Raw genomic sequence first — 2,821 nt, forward strand, 5'->3', positions numbered from 1 at the left:
TGGACGCAGGGTTCGGCGGCGTCCGTTGTCGAGGTTCGACGCAGGTTAAGGCTGTCCGTCGGCCACAGCTAAAAAGCGGGTACAGCATCGGCAAGCACGAATCGCCCACTGATGCGCCGCCTTGAGTACTGGAGTCTGACATGGATCGCCCCGACACCATCATCGAGATTCACCGTCAACGCGTCCAGGATCAGACGGTCGACATGTTCAGCGGCGACAAGTACACGCAGTCGGTCGATGGCACCGGCTACTCTGCGACCGCCACCCTCGACCTCACGCTGGACCGCGTCTGGTTCATCCTTGATTCGCATCAGCGGTTGTGGCAGGAGGAGACCGACGGTGAAGCCCGCGACCCCTTGCGTCACTTCGCGATCGACCTGGTGATCTTCGATTCGAAAATCGTCCTGAATTCGGTGACCTGTATCCCGTTGGTGTCGCTGCCGCCGGTGACTATCACCGTCCCGGACGGTCCGCGCGCCGGCGAGTCGCGCGAGATCGCCTACAACGAGATTCCGCTGCTCGGTCGGCTGACGATCCACGATCAGCTTGAGCCGCACCAAACCGAACCGGGCAAGCAGACCATTGCGCTGAATTTTGCCGCGCAGGATGCTCCTGTGCTGGTGGCCACGCCGCCGCCTGACGAGTACGCCGCACGGCTGTTCGGTCCGCACATCGAGCGCCGGCCCGACGGCGCTACCGCGTTCACCGGCCAAGACCCGCGGATCAGCTGGGAGCTCGACTACGCCGAGGCGTATTGGATCACCCACAGCATCGCCGGGGAACTGATGGTGAACCTGGAAAAGCTCCAGCATCCCAGCCTCTCCGACGACGAGGCGAGAAACCGGGTGCTCGACTCGCTGGCGGCCCAGATTGCCGACGCGGTCCGCCCGGAGGTCGGCAAGTTCGGCGACGACGGCATCGTGAACCTATTGCCGTCGCCGGTGGACGTCGACCCGGAAGCGCAGGACGACAGCACTTTCAAGGCCCTCGACGCCATCGTGCAGCGCTTCGAGGTGGGGGAGGAAACCCACGAATCTTTGGTGGTCCAGCTGAAAACGCTGCGCACACTGCCGTCCGGCGAGGAGTTGCCCGCGTCCATCCTTGCCGAAAACCCGCACGAGAAAACAGGATTGGCGGTCACTGGGTGGAGCGTCCTGCGGCAGGTTCGCGACACTGTGATGAAAAGCTTCGATCTCGACGAGAGCGACTTCGACCCCGATGTGCCGTGCCTGCTGGAGGGGCCGAAGACCATTAAGGTCGGCGGCCAAGAGCGCAGTCTGGACGCTCTAGACGCCGATATTGTGCCGCGAACCGGCGACGGCCGGTTGGTCATCGACGGCACCGTGAGCGCCGACACGAAGCTCTACGACTTCAAGGCCACCTTCAAGGTGACCTATGAGATGCACCTCGACGACATCCCGCGCGACCCGAAGGGCAAAGAGGCCTTGGGAGCCGACGTGGAAAACATCGAGAGTCTCGAGCAGGCGTTGAAAACGGCCGGCGACAAGAAACGCGCAGGTGAGCTCAGCAACCAGGACTACGAGGCAGAAGTCAAGCGAGTCAGCGAACGGTTCGATGCGCTTCCGAGGACCGTGGGAGTGCGGCCGACACAGAATCCTCCTGAGCCAGAAGTGAATCCGGACTTCACCCTGACCACGGCCGGCAAGGCCGCCGCAGCTGCCGGCGCTGCGGCGGTTGTCGGTCTGCTTGCACTGCCGGTCACCTGGGCAGTTGGGGCTGCAGGCGTGGGTGCCGGTGGTGCCGGCGGTCTGCTGACACTCGCCATCGCGCAGTACATCACCACCGTGCTCACGATTGACTGGTTCGGCACCGGAATCGGGTCACGTCAAGTCAAGAAATCGCTGAATGACCATCCGGAAGGCACATCGCTGCCGCCGATCGGAATACCGGTCGACGTAAATCTCAACCGCCAGCGCCTGGCCGTGTACTTCCGTCCGCTGCCAGGGAAGCTGTGGGTCAGCTGCATCACTGCTGACGAAGACCATGGCCAGGAGGATGGCGCCGACATCCGGCTCGTCGGTGGCCGATGGCCCGGCGACGAGCAGCCCTGGAAACTGTCCAACGACGACGCGATGTTGTACGTCGAATCCGGAGAACTGCAGCTTTTCGTGGAACTGGACAGCGCCGACGGTAGGGAGCTGCCGATCAGTGTCGCCGCCACTGCGGACGGGCGACGCTATCTCAAGCTGGAGGGCAACGATCCCGGGAGGCTGAGCCGGCTTCCGCAGTGTCCGGACACTACTGCGAGCGGGGACGTTTGACCATGACACAGATTGATCTGAAGGACCTTTCGACTCCCGAACACGGGTACACCGTCGACGACGAGGATCCCGACGATCCTGTTCTGCTCAATCGCGATGGAACTCCTGTCGACACATGGCGCGAGGGTTATCCGTACGACCAGCTGATGCGCCGCGACGAATACGAGCGAACCAAGCGGCGGCTGCAAATTGAACTGCTGAAGCTGCAGAGATATAGCCAACGCACTGGCGTCCGGCATGTGATCTTGTTCGAGGGTCGTGACGCCGCCGGCAAGGGCGGCACCATTCAGCGATTTATGGAGCACCTCAACCCCCGGGCGGCACGGGTGGTGGCGCTTGACAAGCCCGGCGAACGCGAGCGAACGCAGTGGTATTTCCAGCGTTACGTAAGCCACCTGCCTGCCGGTGGCGAGATAGTGTTGTTCGACCGGTCGTGGTACAACCGCGCGGTCGTCGAGAAGGTGATGGGATTCTGTACTCCGGCTCAACACGCCGAATTCCTGCAACAGGCACCGCTATTCGAAGAAATGCTGGTCAAC

1 protein-coding gene and 1 pseudogene are annotated in these 2,821 nt (G+C 62.7%); both read left to right on the forward strand.

Annotated features, from left to right (window positions below; genetic code table 11):
• The first annotated feature begins 140 nt into the window (after positions 1-140).
• Positions 141-2,282, forward strand: a complete 2,142-nt coding sequence (locus VFA16_RS21650; RefSeq protein ID WP_324969806.1) for a hypothetical protein — start codon at positions 141-143, stop codon at positions 2,280-2,282.
• Between the two features lie 2 nt (positions 2,283-2,284).
• Positions 2,285-2,821, forward strand: a pseudogene (locus VFA16_RS21655) (polyphosphate kinase 2); the annotation flags it as partial.

Source organism: Mycobacterium sp., assembly GCF_035653355.1.
In the GTDB taxonomy this organism is placed as follows: Bacteria; Actinomycetota; Actinomycetes; order Mycobacteriales; family Mycobacteriaceae; genus Mycobacterium.